Source organism: Mycobacterium asiaticum (assembly GCF_001673635.1).
Lineage (GTDB): Bacteria > Actinomycetota > Actinomycetes > Mycobacteriales > Mycobacteriaceae > Mycobacterium > Mycobacterium asiaticum_C.
The window spans coordinates 54,271-73,786 of the sequence record NZ_LZMH01000066.1; the positions used below are offsets into that span (position 1 = coordinate 54,271).

18 protein-coding genes are annotated in these 19,516 nt (G+C 67.6%); 6 read left to right on the forward strand and 12 right to left on the reverse strand.

The genetic code is table 11. From position 1 onward, the window contains the following. Nucleotides 1–49: 49 nt before the first annotated feature. From A5645_RS18365 to A5645_RS18380, 4 genes are read right to left on the reverse strand one after another with little or no spacing between them, the layout of a single operon-like run. Entirely contained in the window at nt 50–514 is a 465-nt protein-coding gene (locus A5645_RS18365) for a MarR family winged helix-turn-helix transcriptional regulator (RefSeq protein WP_065037264.1), read from the reverse strand. 14 nt (nt 515–528) lie between these two features. Continuing rightward, entirely contained in the window at nt 529–1,785 is a 1,257-nt protein-coding gene (locus A5645_RS18370; protein WP_065130589.1) for a metal-dependent hydrolase family protein, read from the reverse strand. After that, nucleotides 1,782–2,108, reverse strand: coding sequence for a hypothetical protein (locus tag A5645_RS18375; RefSeq protein ID WP_065037252.1), 327 nt, complete (start codon nt 2,106–2,108; stop codon nt 1,782–1,784). Before A5645_RS18375 ends, A5645_RS18370 begins: the two co-directional genes overlap by 4 nt. Further along, a complete protein-coding gene (locus tag A5645_RS18380) occupies nt 2,108–3,376 on the reverse strand; it encodes an aromatic ring-hydroxylating oxygenase subunit alpha (protein ID WP_065037253.1) in 1,269 nt (422 codons plus the stop codon). Before A5645_RS18380 ends, A5645_RS18375 begins: the two co-directional genes overlap by 1 nt. Before the next feature lie 88 nt (nt 3,377–3,464). Here A5645_RS18380 and A5645_RS18385 point away from each other — a divergent pair, with 88 nt between their 5' ends. After that, nucleotides 3,465–4,874 carry an aldehyde dehydrogenase gene (locus A5645_RS18385; RefSeq protein WP_065037254.1) on the forward strand — a complete coding sequence of 470 codons (1,410 nt, stop codon included), beginning with the start codon at nt 3,465–3,467 and terminating at the stop codon, nt 4,872–4,874. A 22-nt stretch (nt 4,875–4,896) separates the two neighbouring features. Here A5645_RS18385 and A5645_RS18390 read toward each other — a convergent pair whose 3' ends face one another. Then, nucleotides 4,897–5,910, reverse strand: a complete 1,014-nt coding sequence (locus tag A5645_RS18390) for an NADP-dependent oxidoreductase (RefSeq protein WP_065130590.1) — start codon at nt 5,908–5,910, stop codon at nt 4,897–4,899. 46 nt (nt 5,911–5,956) lie between these two features. Here A5645_RS18390 and A5645_RS18395 point away from each other — a divergent pair, with 46 nt between their 5' ends. Beyond that, the gene (locus tag A5645_RS18395; RefSeq protein ID WP_065130612.1) at nt 5,957–6,691 is read left to right on the forward strand and encodes a DUF3060 domain-containing protein; all 735 of its coding nucleotides are present in this window, start codon (nt 5,957–5,959) and stop codon (nt 6,689–6,691) included. A 25-nt stretch (nt 6,692–6,716) separates the two neighbouring features. Here A5645_RS18395 and A5645_RS18400 read toward each other — a convergent pair whose 3' ends face one another. From A5645_RS18400 to A5645_RS18415, 4 genes are all read right to left on the reverse strand, one after another. Beyond that, a complete protein-coding gene (locus tag A5645_RS18400; RefSeq protein WP_081288430.1) occupies nt 6,717–9,881 on the reverse strand; it encodes an adenylate/guanylate cyclase domain-containing protein in 3,165 nt (1,054 codons plus the stop codon). 30 nt (nt 9,882–9,911) lie between these two features. After that, nucleotides 9,912–10,298, reverse strand: a complete 387-nt coding sequence (locus tag A5645_RS18405; RefSeq protein ID WP_065037256.1) for an Rv0313 family protein — start codon at nt 10,296–10,298, stop codon at nt 9,912–9,914. Between the two features lie 70 nt (nt 10,299–10,368). Further along, a complete protein-coding gene (locus A5645_RS18410; protein ID WP_065130591.1) occupies nt 10,369–11,820 on the reverse strand; it encodes a DUF7159 family protein in 1,452 nt (483 codons plus the stop codon). A gap of 138 nt (nt 11,821–11,958) precedes the next feature. Then, nucleotides 11,959–13,911 (reverse strand): Hsp70 family protein, encoded by a 1,953-nt coding sequence (locus tag A5645_RS18415; protein WP_065130592.1) that lies wholly within the window; start codon nt 13,909–13,911, stop codon nt 11,959–11,961. 198 nt (nt 13,912–14,109) lie between these two features. On the opposite strand from A5645_RS18415, the gene A5645_RS18420 reads away from it, so the two are divergent. Next, nucleotides 14,110–14,616, forward strand: coding sequence for a nuclear transport factor 2 family protein (locus A5645_RS18420; RefSeq protein WP_036351615.1), 507 nt, complete (start codon nt 14,110–14,112; stop codon nt 14,614–14,616). A 69-nt stretch (nt 14,617–14,685) separates the two neighbouring features. On the opposite strand, the gene A5645_RS18425 is transcribed toward A5645_RS18420, so the two are convergent. Then, complete coding sequence (locus tag A5645_RS18425; RefSeq protein ID WP_065035650.1) at nt 14,686–15,354, reverse strand: L,D-transpeptidase family protein; 669 nt, start codon at nt 15,352–15,354, stop codon at nt 14,686–14,688. A 25-nt stretch (nt 15,355–15,379) separates the two neighbouring features. After that, on the reverse strand, nt 15,380–16,090 hold the full coding sequence (locus A5645_RS18430) for a phosphatase PAP2 family protein (protein ID WP_081288431.1): 711 nt from the start codon (nt 16,088–16,090) through the stop codon (nt 15,380–15,382). A gap of 58 nt (nt 16,091–16,148) precedes the next feature. Here A5645_RS18430 and A5645_RS18435 point away from each other — a divergent pair, with 58 nt between their 5' ends. From A5645_RS18435 to A5645_RS18445, 3 genes are read left to right on the forward strand one after another with little or no spacing between them, the layout of a single operon-like run. Further along, nucleotides 16,149–16,631 (forward strand): hypothetical protein, encoded by a 483-nt coding sequence (locus A5645_RS18435; RefSeq protein ID WP_065035652.1) that lies wholly within the window; start codon nt 16,149–16,151, stop codon nt 16,629–16,631. Between the two features lie 24 nt (nt 16,632–16,655). Continuing rightward, nucleotides 16,656–17,333 (forward strand): 5,6-dimethylbenzimidazole synthase, encoded by a 678-nt coding sequence (gene bluB, locus A5645_RS18440; RefSeq protein ID WP_065130594.1) that lies wholly within the window; start codon nt 16,656–16,658, stop codon nt 17,331–17,333. Next, nucleotides 17,323–18,771 (forward strand): sulfatase family protein, encoded by a 1,449-nt coding sequence (locus A5645_RS18445; protein ID WP_065130595.1) that lies wholly within the window; start codon nt 17,323–17,325, stop codon nt 18,769–18,771. The genes bluB and A5645_RS18445 overlap by 11 nt, the downstream gene beginning before the upstream one ends. Here the strand turns inward: A5645_RS18445 and A5645_RS18450 are convergent. Then, entirely contained in the window at nt 18,719–19,513 is a 795-nt protein-coding gene (locus tag A5645_RS18450; protein WP_065035655.1) for a trans-aconitate 2-methyltransferase, read from the reverse strand. The two genes, A5645_RS18445 and A5645_RS18450, sit on opposite strands and share 53 nt — an antisense overlap. Nucleotides 19,514–19,516 lie beyond the last annotated feature (3 nt).

Below are 19,516 nucleotides of genomic sequence, written 5' to 3' on the forward strand. Positions count from 1 at the left end.
TTCTGACATCGTCCCGAGAGTATCAAGTACTTGTGACGATTATCAAGTACTAGAGAATATCCCGTTCCTCGACGTGATCGGCGAAGAGTTGGTGGCCGGTGCCCTTCTCCACCACGCGGCCCAGCAACTCGCGCAGCGTCTCCTGCTCCGCGGGGCTGAGTACGCCAAAGACCCGCTCGTGGGCTTCCACCGCGTCGCTGACCACGGTCGCAGCGACCTTGCGCCCTTCCTCGGTGAGGTAGGCCTGCAGGATGCGGCCGTGCGCCGGGTTCTTCTTTCTCTTGACGAGGCCTCGTCGCTCCAGCGACGTCAGCGCGAGCTGAACACCTTGCGGGCTGATCAGCAACCGGCGGGCCAGTTCGGCACCGGACAGCCCGGGTTCGTTGGCCAGCTGCCGGAGCACGCCGATTTGAGCGGTACTGACCCCGTGCGTGCTCATGGCCTCGTTGATCGTCGTCAGCGAGTAGTAGAAGGCCTGCTTGAGCAGCCACAGGATGTTGTCGGTGAGTTCGATGTCGGCTCCTGCCATCAGCCGACGCCCGCCGGAATCTTATGGATTCGCCCGTTCTTCATGACAAAGGCCACCTCGAGGGTGGTGCCGATGTCTCGGGATGGATCGCCCGGTACGGCGATGATGTCGGCCAGGTAGCCGGGGGCCAGCCGGCCCAACTCGTCGTCGGCGTCGATCAGTTCGGCGGCCACCACGGTGGCGGCCCGGATCGCCTGCATCGGGGTCATGCCGCGGTCGACCAGGGCCAGCAGCTCGCGGGCGTTCTGGCCGTGCGGGATCGCCGGTGCGTCGGTGCCACACGCGATGCGTACGCCCGCCGCAATCGCCTTGGGCAGCATGGCTTTTGCCCGGGGGAAGACCTCTTCGGCCTTTTTGCGCAGTTCCGGCGCGATCCGGTCGATCGCCATCGCCTCGGTCAGGTACGTGGTCGAGACCAGGAACGTGCCGTGATCGGCCATCATCTGGATGGTGTCGTCACTGGCGAGAAAACCGTGTTCGATGCAATCGATGCCGGCTCGGATGCAGGCCTGGATCGCGGTGTCACCGACGGCGTGCGCGGCCACCCGCACCCCGGCGCGGTGCGCTTCGTCGGCGATCGCGGCGAACTCCGCATCGGAGTACTGCTGGGAGCCGGGTGCGGTGCTGTGCGACATGACCCCGCCCGAGGCCGACACCTTGATCAGCTTGGCGCCGTGGCGAATCTGGTAGCGAACACAGGCGATAACGTCGGGCACGCCGTTGGCGATCCCCTCGGCGACCGACAACGGCATGATCCCGGGCGCCAACCGCTGAAACACCGTCGGGTCCAGGTGCCCGCCGTACGGGGTTACGGCATGGCCAGCCGGATAGATGCGGGGCCCGACGTGCCAACCCTGGTCCACGGCGCGCTGCAGCGCGACATCGAGCAGATAGCCACCGGTCTTGACCATCAGCCCCAGGTTGCGCACCGTGGTGAAGCCGGCGTCCAGGGTGGTGCGCGCATTGACCGCGGCCCGCAGTGTGCGGTACGCGGGATCGTCCTGCACGCCGTGCATCGGCGCCGGCAGCCCTTCCGGCCCGCCCGGCCCGCCGATGAACAGGTTGAGCTCCATATCCATCAGCCCGGGAAGCAACGTGACGTCGCCGAGGTCGACGACCGTCGCCGAATCCGGCTGCGCCTGTTCGGGATTGACGGCGGTGATGCGTTCGTCTTCGACCACCACCACCGCCGGCGAATGAACCTCGCCCGCAACCACGTCGGCCCACCGGGCCGCACGCAGGATGGTCGTGGTCACGGAACCGGCTCGGACACACAGTCCAGGGTGGCCGCGCCAGAGTCGGGCACCCGGGGCTGCTTCCAGCACTCCATCGGAAACGACACCATGATCATCGAATACAGCAGATGCATGAGGTTCAGGACGTCTTCGGGCAGGTCGTCCAGCGCGAACTTGTCGCAGTAGGCAAGTGCTTCCTCGGCGCGTGGGGTGATCGCGTCGTAGAACGCCTTCATCTCGGCCATCGAACTCGACAGCCGTTTGGCGTAGCGCTGCGGCTCGGTCGGCAGGCACCAGTCCGAGAATGGTTCCAGATCGGCGAATTCGGTTGGCAGCACGGTCATCACACTCCTGCCCCGGTGCGCTGCCGGTAGTCCTCGATCCAAGCCGCGGTCTCCTTGTGCAGGTGACGAATCAGGATCTCCTGGTCGCAGAGCAGGAATTGGTCGAGCACCTGGGATTCGATCATGGACTGGGTGGCCTCCAGGGTGTTGGCGTCCTGCAGCCCGTATTCCTTGAACGACACGGCGGCCAGCTCCTGGGCCACCCGCTCCCGCGGGGTGCGCGGTTGCGGGAAGTACAGCGTGCCCTCGAACAGGTGGGTGTTATACGACGTCGGCCAGTAGTGGTAGGTCAGATACCAGCCCTGGCCCCAGAACAGCAGGACGAAGTTGGGGAACAGCTGGAACGAATCCAGGCCCCAGGGATCGCATTTCGCCGGGTTGAGCCCCTCGGGCATCGGTCCCAGATCCGGTTTGTCCCACGGCCCGAACAGTCCGCTCTGGCAGATGTCCTCGATCGGCTTGCGCATCTCGGCCGCCATTTCCCAGGCCCGCACACCCGAGGTGCTGACCAGTCGGTGCGGCCCGTCGAGGCGATAGTGTGGCGCCTCGAACCCGGCCTCGGCGGCCGCCTTGGAATAGGCGGTCGGCGACTGGTTCGCATGCAACACCGGCGCGTGATAAAACTCCTGGAACGCATCCATGTAGAGCTTCCAGTTCGCCTTCACCTCGGAGCGGTAGTGCCAGCGCGAGGTCATCCTGTCGAATGGATAGCCCTCCAGGTCGGTGATCATCGGCCCGAGGAATTCCCGTAGCGATTGTTCGGGCTGCTTGGCGAAGTTGACGAAGACAAAACCTTCCCAAACCTCGCAGTGCACCGGGACCAGGCCGTAGCGGCTCTTGTCGAGATCGAAGAATTCCTCTTCCTGCTGCACGAAAGTCAGGTTGCCGTCCAGGTCATAACGCCAGGCGTGGTACTTGCAGGTGAACTGCCGGCACACTCCGCTGGCCTCTTCAAGGGGCATGTCGTTCCACACCAGTTTGTTGCCGCGATGCCGGCACACATTGTGGAACGCGTTGATCTCCCCGGATCCGTTGCGCACCAGGATGATCGAGGTGTTGACCACCTTGAGCTCGCGGGTCAGGTAACTGCCCTTGCGGGGTAGCTGTTCGATCCGTGCCACGTTGAGCCAGGCCCGCTTGAAGATGGCTTCGCGCTCGAGCTGGTAGATCTCGGGGCTGATCGAGTCCTCGTAGGACACCGGACCGGTGCCCAGTTCGGGGTAATGCTGCGTCCAGCTACCCTCAGCCGGCTTGGGGAATCGCGCCATGCTCGCTCCTGTCCAGTCCCGTCGCAGCCGACGGTATATGCTCGAAAACCTAATCACAAGTAGTTGAGATTGCCGATCGGAGGCCGGGATGGCGCAAAGCCTGACGGGGCAAGTTTTCGAAGTCGTTTCGCCGCACACCGAGCAACCGGTCGCCGAAGTCACGGCCGCAAGCCCGGACGATGTGGACGCGGCCGTCGACGCCGCGCGTGCCGCACTGGAAACCGGGCCCTGGGGCCGCACCGAACCGGCCGAGCGCATCGCGGCGGTCCGCCGCCTGGCCGACGTCTACGACCAGCACCGCAAGCAGATGGCCGACACCATCACCACCGAGATCGGCGCACCGATCACCTTCGCCAAGCGTGCGCAGGTGGGCCTGCCCGCAATGATGATGCGTGCCTTCTGCGATCTGGCCGAACGGCACCCCTGGCAGGAGACGAGGCCCGGCTTCTTCGGGGCGGACGTGCAGATCCGCAAGGAACCGGTCGGCGTGGTCGCCGCGATCGTGCCGTGGAACATGCCGCAGTTCCTCATCGCCGGCAAGCTGGTTCCCGCGCTGCTGGCCGGTTGCACCGTGCTGATCAAGCCCGCGCCCGAATCCCCCTTGGACGCCCTGCTGTTGGCGGAGCTGCTGGACCAGGTGGATCTCCCGCCGGGTGTGGTGACCGTGTTGCCCGGGGACCGCGCCGTCGGTGAACTGCTGGTCGGACATCCCGGGGTGGACAAGGTCTCCTTCACCGGGTCGAGTGCCGCGGGCCGGGCCGTCGCCGCGGCGTGCGCCGCCAACCTCACCCGGGTCGGTCTGGAGCTGGGCGGAAAATCGGCCGCGATCATCCTCGACGACACCGAACCGCAGCAGGTCGCCGCCGGGGTGCGATCGGCCAGCCTGTCCAACAGCGGACAGATCTGCAACGCCCTGACCCGCCTGCTGGTGCCGCAGCGTCGCCACGACGAGTACACCGACGCGCTGGCCGCCGAGATGAGCGCCATCCGGGTCGGGGATCCGACCGACCCCGGCACCCAGATGGGTCCGCTGGTCTCGCACCGCCAGCAGCAGCGCGTCCTGGACTACATCCGGATCGGTGAGCGCGACGGCGCCCGGCGGGTGCTCGGCGGCACCGAACTGCCCGACGGTCTCGACCGCGGCTGGTACGTCCGGCCCACCTTGTTCGCCGACGCCGACAACAACATGACGATCGCGCGCGAGGAGATCTTCGGCCCCGTGCTGACCGTGATCCCCTACCGGGACGAGGACGAGGCGGTGGCGATCGCCAACGACAGCGACTACGGCCTGGCCGGGTCCGTGTGGTCCGCCGACACCGACCGGGCACTGCGGATCGCGGCGCGGGTGCGCACCGGCACGCTCGGGATCAACCAGGGCTACACCATGGACCCGTTCGCGCCGTTCGGTGGTGTCAAGGCCAGCGGTTACGGTCGCGAGCTGGGCCCCGAGGGCATCGACGGCTACCTGGACGCCAAGTCCATCGCGGTAGCTCCATGAGATACGGTGCGGCGCGACGCTTTCAGGTCGCGTCGCTGACCTTCACCAAGGTCTTGCCGATGTTGGCCCCGGTGAACAAGCCGTTGAGGGCATCGACGCACGACTCGATCCCGTCGTAGATCGTCTGCCGATGCCGCAGCCGGCCCTCGGCTTCCCACTGGCGCAGGTTGGCGAACGCCTCGTCGAAGCGGCCCCACTGGTCGAGCGCGTTGAATCCTTGCATGCTCGCGGTTTTGGACAACAGGTTGACGTAGTTCGACGGTCCCGGGTGCTCGCCGGTGAGGTAGCTGGAGATGACGCCGCACAGCACGACCCGCGCCTTCGGCGCCAGCCTGCCCAAGACGGCGTCGAGGATCGGCCCGCCGACATTGTCGAAGTAGACGTCGACGCGCTTGGGGCAGTGCTGTCTGAGGCCGGCCGCCACGTCTTCGTTCTTGTAGTCGATGCACGCATCGAACCCGAAGTCTTCGACCACCGCCCGGCATTTCTCCGGACCGCCGGCGATCCCGACCACCCGGGCCCCGGCGACCTTGGCGATCTGGCCGGCCACCGACCCGGTGGCGCCCGCCGCCGCCGAGACCACCACCGTCTCGCCCGGCTGGGGCCGGCCGATGTCGGTCATCCCGAAATAGGCGGTGGCGCCGGTGGGCCCATACACCGACATGATCGCCAACTGGTCGGTCTCGCCCGGGATGGGCGTGCTGAATATGTCGTCGCGGATGATCACGTACTCCTGGAAACCGGTCAGCGTGGTGACGATGTCGCCGACCGCGTAGGCGTCACAGCGTGATTCGACCACCTGGCCGATTCCGGCGGCCCGGATGACCTCACCCAGCTGCACCGGCGGCAGGTAGCTGGGCTGGTCGTCCAGCCAGGTCCGAACGGCGGCATCGAGGCCAACGTAGGTGGTGCGCAGCAACGCCTCTCCGTGGGCGGGTTCGGGTGCCGGCCGGGTGACCAGCTCGGTGTCGTCGGGCTGAACGAGCCCGGAGGGACGGCGGCGCAACAGGATCTGGCGATTCGGCAACTCAGGCACGTGCAGAGCCTATTCGCCCGGCTCACCCATGTGGGAGCATTCCACCATGAACCCCGAGGACGACCCGGAAGCCCGCATTCGGGAGCTGGAGCAGCCGCTGTCCAACCAGGCGCACGCAAGCGAATTGGGGCAGGGCGCCAATTACAACTACCCGCCACCCCCGCCCGGCCCGGTGCCGCCGCCGGCGGGGTCGGGCATGACCCCGCCACCGATGTCGCCGAATCTGGCGCCGCCGTCCTACGGTTACGAGAGCCCCTACCCCGGCGCCACACCCCGGTCTTCTTCGGGCATGCGCTGGTTCTGGATTCTGGCCGGAGTCGGCGTGCTCAGCGTGCTGCTGCTGGTCGGCGGCATCGCCGCCTACGCGGCCCGCCAGTTCTCCCACGGCGACCTGGTGGTCGAGTCACCCACCGAGACCACGTCGGCGTTGCCGACGCCGAGCGGCCGCGCACCGTCTACCGTCAAGACCCATGTGCCCAGCTCGTCGCCGTCGCCGTCGGTCACCGCGCCCGCGGCGCAGCCGGTGATCGTCTCGGGCATCAACGAAAGCAGGACGCTGGCCTGCGACGGCGGGATCAGCGTCACCGTCAGCGGGATCTCCAACACGGTGGTACTCACCGGCCACTGCGCGAACGTCACCGTGTCGGGGCTGCAGAATGTCATCACCGTCGATTCGGCCGACGAGATCGAGGCCAGCGGCCTGAACAACAAGGTCACCTACCACACCGGCTCGCCGAAGATCTCCAAGCTCGGCAACGGCAACGTCGTCGAGCAGGGCTAGGGCTAGGGCTAGGGGCTAGGACGGCTCAGGCCATCGCTTCGGCCTGCGCCACACAGCCCTCGAAACCGGCCCGGCGCGCCCGGACGCCGAACCGCCGCACCGACTCCCGGTAGCCGGCCTCGTCGCCGCGCGCCCGTGCCAGCAGTGCCCCCAGGCGCAGCACGGCAAGTTCGTGTGGCACGAACCCCGGGTCGGTAGGCACGTCCGCCAGCCGGTCGACGGCGCGCTGCGCAGCGTCGAGATCGGTATTGCCGCCGCGCGCCAGCAGGGCCTCGACCAGCACCGTCGTCGCCGGTCCCCGGAAAATCATTTCGCCGCAGTCGAATTGCTGGTTCAGCACCGAGGCGGCCAAGGCGATCGCGCCGTCGAGGTCGCCCGATCCGGCGCGCTGGCGCGCCATTTCAATGTCCGATGTCCTTTGCAGCGTCGTGGTGAGCTGCTGGTCCACCAGCATCTGGCGCGCCTCGTTGAGACAGTTCAGCCCGTCCGGGCCGGAGTCGGTGTGCAGCAATGTCATTGCCCGGTTCAACAGCGCATAGGTGAGTGCGACGTTGTTGCCGGAGCTCTGCGCGATTTCCAGCGCCGCTTCGGTGTGCGCCACGTCGTGCGAACTGAGCAGCACGGCTCCGTTCTGCAGACCGGCCTGGTATTTGTACAGTTGAACAAAGGGTTTGGCTGCTTTGTCGACATTCTTGGCCAGCGAGATGCCCTCCTCGAGGTCATTGCGCCAGCCCGGACGCCCCAGGAACATGCCGGCGGCTCCGCGCACGGTGAGTGCCCAGGCCAGCGGGGAACCGATGATGAAGTCGCCCATGGTGGGGTTACCGTCGGCGAGGTCGATGACCCGCTGGGCCAAGGTCAGGGCTTCCGTTGCGTGGCCGGCTTCCCACTTAGCCTGTGCCGCAGCGTAAAACAACCCGACCGTCATCGCCGGATCACCGATTGACTCGACCAGCGTGGCGAACTCGGAGGCCATGTCGGCGGCCTTGAAGTGGTGGGAGTTGAAAACCAGCGTGGTGAGGTGGCCGGCCATACCCAGGGCAAGTGATCGCTTGTCACCGGCGGCGGTGGTGAGCTCACGCAGTTCCGCGAAGCCGGTCTCTGAAGGGGTTCCGCCAACCTGAAAAGCGCTGCCGCACAGCAAGGCTCGCGGTGCGATTCGCATGGCCAGCACGTCCTGCCCGGCACCGGAAATCTGGTCGGCGACGGTGACCGCCTGTTGCCAGCTCTCCCGGGCGGCCCGGATGTCGCGGGCGCCGTACCAGGTCGCCGCCTGCATGTGCCAGTCGTACGCGTCCTGCAGGTCACCGGCCGCCGCGTACTGGACGGCGACGATAGCGGCCTCCTGACCGGTGAATCCACCGCGGGTCCGCTGCATCACCGCGGCGACGCGCCGGTGCAGCTCGGAGCGCCCGGATTTCAGTTGCGACTCGTATGCCACCGCGTGAATCAAGGGGTGGCTGAAGGCATAGGTTGCCCGCGGCGTGTATCCGATCTGTTCGACGAGATAGGCCTCGATCAACGGCGCAATGTCGATCGAATCCAGCAGGTTCTGCAGCAGCTCCGAGTCAAATTGCGCACCAATCACCGCCGCGGCGTTCAGGGTACGTTTCGCCGTCACCGGAAGCCGGTCGATGCGGGCGCCGATGATCGCTTGCAGGCTGGCGGGAACGTGGATGTCGCTCACCTCACGACGGCATACGTAGGCGCCGGGAGCGCCCTCCAGCTCGCCCCGCTCGGCCAGGTCCCGAACGATCTCTTCGGCGGCGAACGGGATGCCCGCCGCCCGGTCGGCGATGACGTCCAACAACCGCCGGACCGAGGGATCGTCACCCAACAGACCCCTGATCAGCGCGGCGCTCTGCGAATCATCTAGTGGCGCAATGTCCAACGGGCAGGAGCCGGGGAGCTTGGACAGGGCACCCGAATACTCCGGCCGGTAGGCGACGAGCAGCACCGCCCGCATGCGGGGCACCATCGCCGCGAATTCGGCAAGCATCGATTCGCTGACGCTGTCGATCCAGTGCGCGTCCTCGACGACGTAGACGACCGGTTCCACCCGTCGCGCCGCCATTGTCCTGATCAGCTCGCCCAGCCGACGGCGCTGGGCGTCCGGGCTGATGTCGGGCAACGGGATGCCGTCCTCCCGGATACCGAGCAGGTCGTCGAGCAACACCCGATCGTCGTCGCTGGCCTCGGGGATTTTGCCGTGGACCCGCGCCCGGGCCGCTTCCGCGCCGACGTCACGCACGCTGAACACAGCGCGCAACAACCGTGAGATGGCATGGAACGGAATGTCTTTGGTGTGTGATTGACAGTGTGTGGTGAATACCTCGAACCCCCGGCCGGCCGCTGTCACGACCGACTCGCGGACCAATCTGGTCTTGCCTACGCCCGGTCGCCCGGTCACCGTGATGATCGCGCCCTGACCACCCAGCGACCGATCCAACAGCTCGGCGATGATGTTCTTCTCGGTTTCGCGTCCAACCAAGCGGGACTGGTACCGGACCTTGCGCCGGTACTCGAGGTCGGCGGCCAGCAATTGACGCGCGGGCACGCCGGTGGCGACACCCTTGATGTGGACGATCTCCCGGTCGGCGAGCACCACCCGGTCTTCGACCAGCCGTGCGGTGGATTCGGTGAGCATCACCCCGCCGGGTGGCGCCGCCGATTCCATTCGTTGGGCCATGCCCACATGTGCGCCGACCGCGGTGTAGCCGAGGTGCGTGGCGCCGACTTCGCCGGTGATCACCTGCCCCGAGTTCAGGCCGATCCGCAGCCGCAGGTCGATGCCGTCGCGTTCGCGAACCTCCGCGGCCAGGCCGCGCACCACCTGCTGGATGTCCATGGCCGCCAGACAGGCCCGGAACGCGTGGTCTTCCAGAGCGACCGGGGCACCGAACAGCGCCATGATGCCGTCCCCGGTGAATTTGTCCACGGTGCCCGCATAGCGCTGCACCACGGCGGACGACCGGTCCACCAGCTCGGTCATCACCTCGCGCAGCCGCTCGGCGCCCAGTGCCGCCGCGATGTCCATAGATCGGACAACGTCGGCGAACAAGACCGTCACCTGCTTGTATTCGGCCGGTTTGACGACGACCGTCAGCGGCGAGCCGCACGCATCACAAAACCGGGCACCCGCGCGCGGCTCGGAGCCGCAGGTAGGGCAAACGGCGGAGGTTGCGGCCACAATCTGCAGAGAATAGGCCGCATTGGCCGATTACGCCGTGTCCTCCGCAGGATCGTCGAGGACGCTGACAGCGATGCCGTATGGCAGGAACCGGACCTTGCGTTTGGGGTCGGTGTTGTTCTTGTTGGCGCGCAGGGCATCGAGCTCGGTGGCGTACACCTGCTCGACGCGGGCGGCGCCGTCGTCGTCGACCGTGTAGATGGCCCACACGCCGTCACCGGCCTCGCCGGTTGTCTCCGGCTCCGGACGGCTGCGCCGGGACAGGTCCTCGAAGATCGCCGACCACCCTGTCTTGGTGCCAGGGCCGCCGACGAACCTGCCGATGCGCTCGAAAGCGTCGCGCAGGCCCTCGGTTCCCTCTCTGATCACCCGATCGAACTCGTCGGGGTCGAACCCGAATCCGCCTTTGTCGCTCACGCGACCTCCTAGCCACTGATAACCGTTACTGCCAGTTTGCGCTTCAGCGACCGGATCCGCCACGTGCGGCCTAGGGCGCGGGCGGCGGAGGCGGCGGCGGCGGGTTGATCGGGATCGGGATGGTGAAGAACGGCAGGTGCAGGTACGCCGTCATGATCGGTGTCGGCGGAGCGGCCGGGGCCGGGGCGGCGGGTGCCGGCGCGGCGGGCGGCGGCGCGGCCGGTTGGGGGGCCTGCTGCACCGGGGCCTGCACGGGCGGGGGTGCCTGACGCGTCGGTGCCCGGCGGGGCTGCTGCGGCGCCAGGTACGCGGGCGCCTGCGCCGGTTTGGTGACCGTCTGCGGAGCCTGCTGCACCACCGGCGGCGGCTGCTGCACGGGCGGCTGCTGCTGGACGGGCTGCTGCACGATCGGCGGCTGCACGACCGGCGGCGGCGCGCTCGGAGCCGGGGCGGGCGCCTCGGCTGGTGGGGGCGCGGCCGGCGCCGAGCTCGGGGCCGGTAGCAGCACCTGCGCCGGCAGTTCGGTGGCCGGTGCCTGCAGCGCGGGTGTCTGCGCACCGCCCCGTGCGCTGGCCTCCTGCGCGGCCGTCGGCCGTACGTGAGAGGCCAGGGAAACCATCAGCATGCCGGCGGCGACCGCGGCGACCCCCGCTATGGCGGCGCTGACCAGGGTCAACGGCTTGCGCCGTGATTCGGCGTCGTGCGGTTCGGCCTCGGCGGTCAATTCGTCGCCCAAGGCGCTGTAGGCCAGGGCGCCCTCGCCGACGCCCGCGACGGCGCAGACGTCCAGGTAGTGCGGCGTGAGCGCGTGCGGGTTCACTTCGCCGGTGCCGGGATCCAGCGCATAGGCCAAAGCGGAGGTCGACGAGGAGAACAGCGGGGCGTTCGCCGAGGCCAGCGCAGCCCCGCGGGCCAGCGCCATGTCCGGCTCCTCGGGGAGGCTGACCACTAAAGACGTCGCCGCCTCCAGAGCGGGCTTGAGGTCCACGATGTCGACCCCACAGCCGACCACGAACACGCCCTGGGCGCGGGACTCCGGCGCATCCAGTCCGGCGAGCATGGTCACCAGCTCGGCGGCCACCGACGCATCCCGCAGCACATGGCGATGCAGGTCCACAATCGAACCGTCGGCGACGTCGACGACCGCCAGCGTCGCGCTGTCGGCCTCGACGAACAGCATCGCGATGTGCTCGTACTCCAGCGCCGCGCCGACCGTCTGCGCCAACGCGGCGGCGGCCAGCAGCGGGGAGACCAGCATGACGCCGCCGATCTCGCGGGCCGCCAATTCCGCGCGCAACGGCGCGACTTCGCCGGCGTCCGTCCACGTCACGCCGGTCGACGCGAGCCGGTATCCGCTCTCGGCGGCGCCTTCGCGCGTGCCGATGAGCGCGTCGATCACCTGCGCGGTCTCGGTGACCTCAATGCTGTCTTCCTCGATGGAAACACCGTCGGCGTCCGCCCCCTCGATCAACACCAGTCGGACTGCTGAGGGCTCCATTGCCACCCCGAGCACGATGTCCATCGCCCCTCCAAGCCATGTGCGAGATTCGTTCTGCTGGCCTGTTATGAGTTTGCCAGCTAAAAGCCTACTCGCGCACATCGAAGTGGAGAGCAATTCCTATGAAGCTCAAAGGCGACAGCTATACCCGAGGTTGAGGGTTTAGTAGCCTCCCGGATTTTGGAAGGGGTTCTGGGGTCCCGGGTCTTGCGGTATTTGGTTTTGCGGTAGCTGGTTTTGTGGGAGCTGGTTTGGCGGGACCTGGTTCTGCGGCACCTGGATCGGGATCGGGACCGGAAGCAACGGAACGTGTATCCACTGGGTGGTCATCTTCACCGGCGGCTCGGTACTGGGCGGTGCCTCCGCCGCGCTCGGCGACTCCGCCACGGGGCTGCTGGGCGGGGTGCTCGGCGGGGTCGTTAGCGGCGTCGTGGCGGGTGGCGCGGTGTTCGACGGGGCCGGCGGATGTGTGGTGGTGACCGGCGCCGGCCGGGTGGTCGTCACGCTCATGGTCGGCGGCGGTTCCACGGTGGGTGGCGGTGGTGGCGGCGGCTCGCTGGTGGGCACCGCGGCGTTGGGCGCCGGCACCTCGCTGGGCGGCGGCAACGGGGGGAGCGCCGGCGGACTGGTCGGCAGCAGGCTCGGGGGCCTTGCGCTGGGCTGGGGCGCGACGCTGGGCACGATCGCGGGCTGGTGCGGGACGTGTCGCTGCTCGACAGCCGTGAGCGAGATCGCCACCCCGCCGATCGCCGTCAGGGCCACCGCCGCACACAGCCCGATCAGCACCTGCGATACCCGAATGCGGCGCCAGGGCGGCTCTTTGGGCGGATCGATGATGTTCAGCCGCATCGAGAAGCACGGGCCGTCCTCGTTGTACGAGTCGCCGTCGAAGCGGGTCATCACCTCCGGGAACTCGGTCTGCGACCAAGCGAGCTCGCGCTCGGTCAACGCGTCCTGATCGATTACCAGCAGATCGCCGGGCGGCAGGTCGAGCAGGCTGGTGCCAGCGGAGGCGCCGGTGGCGGACGAAGCCGCCGCTGCCATCGCCCCGATGGATACCCGGGTCCGCAGGTCGAGCAGTCCCCCGCGCTTGGCCAGCAACAGGGCGCCGCGCGCGGCCGCGGTGACCGGTTCCGAGGCGGTCAGGACCGGCACCCGGGTGTGGAACGAAAGGCGCTGGCTGACCAGCGGAATACTGGCACCGCCGCCGACCGTCACCACCGCGGCCAGATCGGCGAAGCTGGAGCTGTTGCGCGCCAGCATGTCGTCGAAGGCGTAGATGAAACCGGTCAGCCGGTCGGAGATCAGATCTTCGAACTTCTCCCGGCTCAACTCGATGCCGATGCTGCGTCCGGACAGTTCGGCGGCCAACTCGGTGACCGCGTCGGTGGACAACCGCTCCTTGGCTTCCCGGCACTGCTCGCGCAGGGCGCCGAGCTGCGAAAGCATGGCGGTACTGGTCTGGTCGATGTCCTTGTGGCCCAGGACGTCGATGGCGTGCAGCAGCAGCGCCTGGTCGATCTGGTTGCCCGAGAAATCCTCGTAACGCATTGTGGCGCCGATTGGTTCGAAGTCGCTCTTGTGCTCCAGCAAGGTCACGCACGTTCCAGAGGCACCGAAGTCGAGCAGGCCCACCACACCGTCGGCGGGAACCTCGGCTTCGGCGTTGACCGCCGTCAGGGCAGCGATGGCGTCGGGCACCAACCGGGGGGCCATGCCGCTGCGCACGAAGCCGACGTGCGTCCGCAACGCATTGCGCAACGCCTGCACCGTGCTCGGCTTCCAGTGCGCGGGAACGGCAATCGCGATCTCGGCGGCACTCGCGTCCGCCCCCGCCGCGACGACCATCGCGTCCAGCGCCTCGACCGTCAGCAGGTCGGGATCGTGCGCGGATCCGTCCGGAGAGACCAGCGCGACGGAATCGCCGATCCGCTCCACGAAGCCACTCATCAGCGTGCCTGGTTCGGCGAGCACTGAAAACTCGCCGAACGCACCAAGTTTCGGGGCGCAGTGCGGATACAGGGTGAGCACGGCGCGACGGATAACCGGAGAGTTCCCGTTAGCCGCCGCAACCAAGTTCATGGTCCCGATCGACAACCCCAGCGGGTCGTACATAGAGCAGATACCTTCGTCGATAGCGGGTCGGTAGCCAGCGCGTTAACCATAGCCAGGGACACCCCGGATGTGCCTCGGCCCCAACCTCATTGGTATCCGGTCGATGCCGTGTCGTCACCAAAAAGGTATGACCGGCGCTATTGACAGACCGGCCCCGGGCGCGTCGCCGGCCAGCCCTACGAGACTGCGGCAAAGGCGGTGTGCTGCAATGAGCGGGTGACCCTTCCCGAGTTTCCCGTAGCCGACGTCGAAGCGATCAAACAGGTCAAGTACCGCTACCTGCGGGCCATGGACACCAAGCACTGGGACGAGTTCGCCGAGACGATGACCGAGGACATCGTCGGCGCCTACGGCTCATCGCTTGGCAAGGAGCTGCATTTCGACAACCGCAAGGACCTTGTCGAGTACCTGAGTTCGGCGATGGGACCCGGTGTGGTCACCGAGCACCGGGTGACGCACCCCGAGATCACCGTCACCGGCGACACCGCTTCGGGCATCTGGTATCTGCAGGACCGGGTGATCGTCGCCGAGTTCGACTTCATGCTGATCGGGGCGGCGTTCTACCGCGACCAGTACCGGCGCACCCCGGACGGCTGGCGGATCAGCGCGACCGGCTACGACCGCACCTACGAGGCGACAATGTCGGTGGCGGACCTGAAGTTCCACGTCAAACCCGGCCGCGCACGCGCGGATTTCCAGGGCTGAGCAGACGCGAAAGCACCCGACACGCCGGGCGTGCGGGTGCTTTCGCGTCTGCTCGCGCGGGTACCGGGCTTACTTGGCGATCGCGATCACCGCGCCGGGGCGCAGCCAGCGGATGATCTGCACGAGCGTGTCGTCGTCGATCGCGACACAGCCTTCGGTAGGACCGCCGTCGGTGGTGTGAAAGAAGAACGCGGCGCCACCGCCGGGAACCTTGTTTTTGTTGACGCCCATCACCACCGCGTGTTTGTACTGCGGAATCTGCAGGTTCTCGCTTTCCCCAGTATTGAAGGGGCACTGGGCTTTCTGACACACCTGCATGGAGTTGAACGTGGGACTGTGGTCATCGCCGCTCCACCAGTGATTCGGCCCCACCTGTGTGTAGGGCAGTCCCCCGCCCGGGTTCGGCGCGGTGCCGAAGGCGGAGTCCAGGCTGTACACCCCCATCGGGGTGGCCGGATACCCGCTCTTGGCCTGCGGCGCCATGCCCGCCGAGCCGACATGGGTGGGTATTCCGGTCTTGAGGGCCTGCCAGCCGGCGGCGGTGCGCTGATAGATGTCCATCTTCGCGTTGGACCCGCCGGTCGAGACGACCGAAACCACTTGCGTCGCATTGCCAACCGAGTTGGCGAACCAGGGGTTGCCGGCGGCCGCGGCCAGCGGTGCCGCCAGCATCGAGCCGAACAAAGCGGCCACCCCGGCGCACACCACGGCACACAGTAGAGCTACCTGTCGGCGCATCCTTTTATGGTCGAGTGCGCCTCAGCTAGGGGTCAAGTAAAGCTTGAGCCCCGGTTGGGTCACGGGGCCGTGACCCGGCGTGGCCCTCGGGTTTGACCGGCACGGGCCGAAACACCCACAGGCACAACAGGAAATACACGTACCCCAGCGCCCAGCCGGCGATCACATCCGAGGGGTGATGCACGTTCAGCGCGACCCGAGCGACGCCGACGATAAACACGCACAAGCCGCCGACCACCATCGCGACGACCCTCAGCACCCGGCGGGACAGCAACGGCAGCGACAAGATCAGCAGCGCCGGCACGGCGGCCATCGCCTCCAGCGCGTGCCCGGACGGAAAGGACGTCTCCCCCACGAACACCAATGCGGTCGCCGGTCGCGGGCGCCCGGCCAACTGCTTACCGACCAGCGTCACGAAGCCATTGAGCGTCACACAGAACAGCACCAGTAGCGCCATGCGCATTCGTCGTCGCACCAGCAGAATCACGGACAGCACAAACCCCAGCGTCCGCAGCGGGACGGGCCCCAGCACGAACGACACAATGACCCAGAACCGCACCCACCCGGAATGCTTGATGCCGATGTCGTGCGCCGGGTTCAGCAAGGACCAATCAAAAGTCTCCAGCCAGCCCCACTGCTGGCGGTGCCCCACCCACAACACGATGTAGAGGGCCAGCGCGCCCAGCGCCAACCAGGCGGCCGTTGAAAAGCGGAACACAAATCTTGGGCCGGTCACGCGCTAAATCGATATCAGCATCGGTGCGCCGCCCGCGAAACCACCCCATACTGGCGTCATGGCGGTGATTCTTCGGCGGTTGTTCGGCGTGGGCAAGCTGCCCGACGATCTGCGCACTCAGGTCGACGCCGAGGGACTCATCCACCTGGCCGAGTACGTGGCGGTCACCCGGAAGTTCAGCGGCTCGATCCCGGGTCTGCGGTCCCAGGGCACGATCGCCAGTTACGTGGGTTGCCTGGCGTTCACCTCGCAGCGGGTGCTGGCGACGCTGTCGGTGGTGCCGAAGTTGGCCGGTCGCGTAGTGGACGTGCGGTGGGACGACGCGGCGCGCGGCGCGGCGGCCGCGGAAATTTCTTCGACCGGATTGCAAGTCGACCTCGACACCGCCGCCGTCGACGAGCGGTTTCAAGGCCATCTGTCGCTGCACTTCAAGGACGCGATCGGTGACGATGTGCTGGCCAGGCTGCCCCGGCGCACGCTGGCATTCGACGTGCCGCCGGAGTACGTCTTCCGGGCGGTGGGCGTCACCTACAGTCCGTGACGGCCACGTTTCTACGATGGCCCGGTGACCGATTACGCATTCACCGCGCCGGAGCGGCGGGCGGTGTACCGCGTGATCGCCGAACGCCGGGACATGCGCCGCTTCGTCCCCGGGGCCGAGGTGCCCGCGGAGGTGCTGACCCGGCTGTTGCAGGCCGCGCACGCCGCGCCCAGCGTCGGGCTGATGCAGCCGTGGCGCTTCATCCGGATCACCGACGGCCAGCTCCGGGGGCGCATCCATGCCCTGGTCGACGAGGAACGGGCGCTGACCGGCGCGGCCCTGGGACCGCGCGAGGCGGAGTTTCTGGCGTTGAAGGTCGAGGGAATCCGGGAATGCGCCGAGTTGCTGGTGGTGGCGCTGTGCGACAACCGGGAGTCGCACATCTTCGGCCGGCGCACCCTGCCGCAGATGGACCTGGCGTCGGTGTCATGCGCGATCCAGAACCTGTGGCTGGCGGCACGCAGCGAGGGGCTGGGGGTCGGGTGGGTGTCGCTGTTCGATCCGCGCCGGCTGGCGGGCCTGCTGGGCATGCCCACCGACGCCGAGCCCGTCGCGATCCTGTGCCTGGGACCGGTACCGGAGTTTCCCGACCGGCCCGCACTGGAGCTGGACGGCTGGACCACGGCGCGACCGCTGACGGACTTCGTCTGGGAAAACCGATGGCAGCCGGCGAACGGAGAGGTGATCAACGGTGACGGGTGACGACTCGGGTGCGGCTGCACAGAATGTTCTGCTCGTGCATTGGCACGACCTGGGGCGCTATCTCGGCGCGTACGGCCACCCGGACGTGTCGAGCCCGCGGCTGGACCGTTTGGCCGCCGAAAGCATCCTGTTCACCAGCGCCCATGCCACCGCGCCGCTGTGTTCACCCTCCCGGGGATCGCTGTTCACCGGGCGCTACCCGCAGAGCAACGGGCTGGTGGGTCTGGCCCATCACGGCTGGGAGTACCGCAACGACGTGCGCACGCTGCCCCAGTTGTTGTCCGACGCCGGTTTATACTCAGCGCTTTTCGGCATGCAGCACGAGACCTCCTACCCGAAACGGCTGGGCTTCGACGAGTTCGACGTATCGAATTCCTATTGCGAATACGTGGTGGAGAAGGTCGAGGAGTGGCTGCGCCACAGCGTCGCCGACCTGGCCGAACAGCCGTTCCTGCTGACGGCCGGGTTTTTCGAGACGCACCGGCCCTATCCGCACGACCGCTACGAGCCGGCCGACAGCGCGGCCGTCGACCTGCCGGACTACCTGCCCGACACCCCGGAGGTGCGCCAGGACCTCGCCGACTTCTACGGATCCATCGCCACCGCGGATGCCGCGGTGGGCCGGATCCTGGACACGCTCTCAGAGACCGGGTTGGACGCGAACACCTGGGTGGTGTTCTTCACCGACCACGGCCCGGCTTTTCCGCGCGCCAAATCCACCCTCTACGACGCCGGCACCGGCATAGCGCTGATCATCCGGCCCCCCGCCCGCCTGGCGTTGCCGCCGCGCGTTTACGACGAGTTGTTCAGCGGCGTCGACCTGGTGCCGACCCTGCTTGGTCTGCTGGGCCTCGAGGTACCCGGCGACGTCCAGGGCGTCTCGCACGCGGCGGCGTTGCGGTCCGCGGACCCGGGTCCAGCCGTGCGCGAGCACGTGTACACCACGAAGACGTATCACGACTCGTTCGACCCGATCCGGGCGATCCGGACCAAGACCTACAGCTACATCGAGAACTACGTCCCACGACCACTTTTGGACCTGCCCTGGGATATCCAGGAGAGCCCGTCCGGGGTGGCCGTCGCGCCATCCGTGCAGGCGCGGCGACCAGAGCGGGAGCTCTACGACCTACGCGCCGACCCCGGTGAGACCGTCAACCTGCTGAGCGGTACCGCCGGCCGCGAGGTGGATGCCATCGCATCCGAACTCGCTGTCCGCCTTCATGATTGGCGTCAGAGCACCGGCGACGTGATCCCGTCGGACTTCGCCGGCACCCGCATCGCCGAGCGCTACACGCAGACGTATCTCAAGATCCACCGCACCGCGCCGACCAGCAGGTCGGCGATCGCGGTGGACCGCGGTATCGAGGACGAAGTCGAACCCGGGGCTAACCAGCTGAGCCGGCCGACCGCCGCGCCCCCCCGACCTGCGCCACGATGAACACCCGACGGAACGGGAAGATGGTCGTGCCGTCCGGCCGGGCCGGGTACGCGTCGTCCAGCAGCGGGATGAGCTCGGCGCGGAACTGCTCCCAGCCCTCGTCGTCTAGGCGCTCTCGCACCGGTACCAGCGCGGTGCCGGTGATCCACTCCAGCACCGGGTGCTCGCCGGTCAACTGGTGTAGGTACGTGGTTTCCCATACGTCGACGCGGCAGCCGGCATCCATCAGCAGATCTGCGTAGTGCACCGGCGGCTGCACCACCGCCCCAACACGAAACGGTATGTCCCGCATGATCTTTGCGTATGGCTCGCGCCGCGCCAGCGCGCGCACAGCGGCGTGCGACGGGGTCTCGAAGTTGCCGGGAATCTGCACGGCGATCCAGGACTGGTCGGCCAGCTGGCTGACCCACTTCACCAGCAGGTCGGAGTGTTCGGGCACCCAGTGCAATGCCGCGTTGCTCACCACCACGTCGGTGTCGGGCTGGGGCTTCCAGTTGCGCAGGTCGCCGGTGACGGCGTCGATGCCGCGCTCGCGGGCGGCCGCGACCATCTCGGGTGAGCTGTCCAAGGCCTCGATGACCGCGCCGGGCCAGCGCTTGGCCAGATAACGGGTCAGGTGGCCGGGCCCACAGCCCAGGTCGACCACGCGGCGCGCGCGGTCGGCGCCCACTCGGGACAGCAAGTCGTAGAACGGACGGCTTCGGTGATCCGCGAAGGCCAGGTAGACGTTGGGATCCCACATATC